This window comes from Desulfonatronospira sp., assembly GCA_003563255.1.
In the GTDB taxonomy this organism is placed as follows: Bacteria; Desulfobacterota; Desulfovibrionia; order Desulfovibrionales; family Desulfonatronovibrionaceae; genus Desulfonatronospira.
The window spans coordinates 1-3,848 of the sequence record PWSL01000189.1; the positions used below are offsets into that span (position 1 = coordinate 1).

Below are 3,848 nucleotides of genomic sequence, written 5' to 3' on the forward strand. Positions count from 1 at the left end.
ATACTCCGGAGCCTTACCTCAGCTATGACGGGGTGCTGCTTCTCATGCCCGACCCACTGGATCCCATTGAACGTACCGGTCTGATTATAAACACCGGTTTCGCCCGCATTAACGAGGCTGATCATTCTCAAGTGTTAGAAAAAACCGCTGTGCCGCTGCCTGAAGGCTGGACGGCTTATAACTTAAGCACTCCAGGCAGTCCGGCCACCATGTCCTGGATCCGGGCTCTGCGCCAAAAGCTGCGGGGCAGAGAAAATATCCTGCTGCCTTATGTCAGCGGGGTTGTGCTCCAGGATGCAGCAGGCAGGGCAATATCTCCGGCAGGACTGTCCATCAGCCGCAGGGAGGCTCTTCTGCTGGGAGTGGATGATCCCCCCTGGGGAGGTTTTACCGGCAGCGCATCACCTGCGGAAAGGCTTATCCGGGTCCTTTTGCCCGAATCCGAAGAGTTTGATCCGCGGCTGGTATTTCATGGAGTGCTGCAGCTGGATATAGAGCTTGAAATGGCAGGGACTACAGAGGTTCAAAGGCCCCTGGTTCCTGCGGAGCTTATGGGTGTGCTGCGAACAGCCAGGCAACGGGGAGTGATGCTGGAGCCAGATTCAGGGGAGTTTGCCATGGTTAGAGGCGGTTTCAGAGGGTTTCGCCTGTATACCGATAGTATTGACCATGTCCCCGGGGTATACAGGCAGCTGCAGGAGCAGGGAATTGAGGTTCTGGCCCAGGTGGAAACCATCCAGCGTATCCAGGTGCTGGATGCCGGCCTTACCAGGCTTTATTCCCTGCTGGCCCTGCTGGGAATAAGCGGTGGAACGGCGGTTTTGCTTTCCAGCCTTTATGCTGCTGTGGAACGGCTGCGCAGGGACCTGGGGGTGCTGCGCCTGGTGGGCCTGGGACGCAGGCATGTGTTTTTCCTGCCTATGATCCAGGGGCTGATGATAGCTGCAGCCGGGCTGATGCTTGGTTTTGCCTGCTACTATACCCTGGCGGCAATGATCAATCACACTTTTGCCTCTGAACTGGCCCCGGGGGAGAGGTTCTGCTCCCTGCCCCTGAGTTACAAAGGCGGAATAGTTTTTCTGACCACCTGCCTGGCCCTGTCCGGTTCCCTGGTAGCTGCCTGGAGGGCAACGCGCATCGATCCGGCCGAGGTAATCCGGGATAACTGAGGATATCACCATGAATATTTTATACCCGCAAATAATCACATGCTTTCGCTGTTGGACAAAAAGACTAAGGGCAATGCACTTTTGCCTGTTTGTGTCTGTTTTTTTCATCCTGCTTTTCTTCCGGGCCGAGGCCGGCATGGCCGCACCTCCGGCCGGGCCGGACAACCCCAGGCCGGATGAGGCGGATATAGTCCTGCCCATGCCCGGCGATTCTGTAATGGTTTTTCGCAAGGTCCACGTGCCCGGTCAGGGCTACTGGGGGGATGAGGAGCAGATCATCCAGATGGGCGATGCATCCGGCGGGATTTTCGAAGGACTGCAGCGCACCCAGATCAGCGGATCATTTCCTGCTGATGATGGCCGGGGACAGGCAATTTATCTGGCCAAATACGAATTGACCAAGGGTCAGTTTGCTGCAGTTATGGGCCTGGAGACTTTGATTGAGGCCAGCGCCGATCCGGATGCGGCTCAGCTGGCTGAAATGGAAGGCCGCTCCCTGATGGAGGCCCTGATGGTGCCGTTGTCTTTTGTCAGCTACCACGATATCCAGGAGTTTATCCGCCGCTACAACCAGTGGCTCTTTGATGCAGAGCACCAGGAGCGCCTGGAAAATATACCGGAGATAGACGGTATACCGGGATTTATAAGGCTTCCTTCTGAGGAGGAGTGGGAGTTCACTGTGCGCGGGGGGCTGCCGGCCATTGAGGACGGCACCTTCAATGATCGCCTGCCTTTCGCCATGCAGAGTATCAATGAGTATGCCTGGCATCTGGGCAATGCCAGCCACAGGTTGCGGCCCATAGGCCTGCGCCAGCCATGCCGTCTTGGCTTTTTTGATATGCTGGGCAATGTCCAGGAAATGACTGCTGGTTTTTTCAGGCCCGAGGTGTGGCAGGGCAAACCGGGCGGGGTGAGTGTGCGCGGCGGCAGCGTGTCCACGCCGGTGGCGGATATGCGCTCCTCCCTGCGCCAGGAGCTGGACGTCTACGCCTGGAACCAGGACCAAAAGAGGGTCCAGGAAAGGCGCTCCTTCAATACCGGGGCCAGACTGGCCATTGGTTCCAATGTGGTGGTCAATACCAGGGTCAGAGCGGCCATGGAAGACGAATACCAGGAATACAAGGACATGGTGCGCAAGGCCATGCCCGTGGGCCGAACTCTGGACAACCTGGTGGCCCAGGCAGCAGGACAGCTGGGAGACGTGGAGCCTATCCTGGGCAGGCTCATGGAGGAGCACCCCCATTTGAGCGATGAGCTGCATACAGTGCAGGAGTTCATGGACCAGGCCAGACAACGCCTGGACATGGCCCAGCGGGAAAGTGCAAGCAGTCTGGCTCAGGATGCGGCCCGCAACGGGGTTAATCTAAGTGTCTATATTTCCCGCCTGGTCAGCCTGGAAAACAGCCTTGAGGCTGCTGAGCGGCTGGCGGAAATGTCCAGCAGATATCTGGAGCAGGTCAGTGCTGTGGAACAGAGGATAAAAGAGCTCAGTGCGGCCAGGAAAGAGCAGTTTCAGGCTTATATGGATAAAGTGGGCGAACTGGGGGATTATGATCAGGACTACATAGACCAGGCCTTTGAAAGCATGCGTGAGCATGACCCTCTGCCCCGGGAGAAGGCCGTGCTGAAGCTTTTGACCACGCATGTTGAGGATTTCAGCCAGAAGCGCCGTGCGGACAGGGAAGGCTGGTTTAAAGAGTATGAAGAGGTGTTCAAGGAGTTTGATCAGTAATTTTTACCGTTGTGGTGCATATCAAAAGGAGGAAAGCATGAAAGGGTCCAGGGTGATTATATTGCTGGTTTTTATGGCCGTGATTCTGTCCGGGTGCGTTACCGGTTCTGATCAAAGGCGGACCAAGGCCGAGGGTACAGCCGTGGGTGCTGCAGCCGGAGGTCTGGCCGGATATCTAATCGGAGACGGCAGGGGGGCATTGATCGGGGCCGCGGCCGGAGCAGGCCTGGGGTATCTTGTGGGCCGGGAGGTGGCCAAGCGTAAGGCTGAGTACGCCACTCAGGAAGAGTTTCTGGAGGCTGAAGCCGCCCGGACAGCGGAATACAATGAAACCATGCGCGAGTACAACGATAGAAGCAGGCAGGAACTGGCGGCCCTGGAAGAAGAGGTGGAATCCCTGCGACAGGCCTATGAAGAAGGTGCAGAGGAGAAAGACACTCTGCTGGCCAGACAGGCAGAGGTTCAAAAACGTATCCAGGAAAATGAAGAACTCGAAGAAGAACTGAAAAGCGAGCTGGCCATCCAGACGGCCATCATAGAAGAGGAAAGGCAGAGCCTGCCCGAGGATGACCCGCATATAGCCGCCCTGGAAAAGGAAGTGCAGGAACTGCAGGCCAATATCGCCGCCCTTGGCGAGGGCAGCGCCCAGCTGGCCAGCATAGATGAGAGGCTGTCCATATGAGATACTTATACTTACCGGTTTTAATCTGCGTTTTACTTTTTGCCGGGTGCGGCGCTTCCCAGGATCCGCGCGAGGGAGGATTTTTCGGAGGCATAAGCGGCCTGGGCTCGGGGGCTTATGAAGAAAGGGTGGAAGAGCGCGAACAAAGGCTCAGTCGTTTACAGCAGATACAAAAGGATTTGGATGCTGAAAGCCGGGAAATCGACGCCCAGAAGACCGATTTGCGCGAACAGATTGAGCTTGAAAGGGCACACCTGGAGGAGAT

The 3,848-nt window shown here is 56.7% G+C and carries 3 protein-coding genes and 1 pseudogene; all 4 read left to right on the forward strand.

All coding sequences use genetic code 11. From position 1 onward, the window contains the following. On the forward strand, positions 1–1,169 hold a 1,169-nt coding region (locus QZP87_RS05505; protein WP_291321921.1), incomplete at its 5' end, for an FtsX-like permease family protein. 73 nt (positions 1,170–1,242) lie between these two features. Further along, positions 1,243–2,901, forward strand: coding sequence for an SUMF1/EgtB/PvdO family nonheme iron enzyme (locus QZP87_RS05510; RefSeq protein ID WP_291321922.1), 1,659 nt, complete (start codon positions 1,243–1,245; stop codon positions 2,899–2,901). 37 nt (positions 2,902–2,938) lie between these two features. Then, on the forward strand, positions 2,939–3,583 hold the full coding sequence (locus QZP87_RS05515; RefSeq protein WP_291321923.1) for a YMGG-like glycine zipper-containing protein: 645 nt from the start codon (positions 2,939–2,941) through the stop codon (positions 3,581–3,583). Continuing rightward, positions 3,580–3,848, forward strand: a pseudogene (locus QZP87_RS05520) (hypothetical protein); the annotation flags it as partial. The gene QZP87_RS05515 and the pseudogene QZP87_RS05520, both read left to right, overlap by 4 nt.

Coding starts and splice junctions, on each gene's coding strand:
- QZP87_RS05510 (WP_291321922.1), top strand. CDS start 1,243: ATGCACTTTTGCCTGTTTGTGTCTGTTTTTTTCATCCTGCTTTTCTTC.
- QZP87_RS05515 (WP_291321923.1), top strand. CDS start 2,939: ATGAAAGGGTCCAGGGTGATTATATTGCTGGTTTTTATGGCCGTGATT.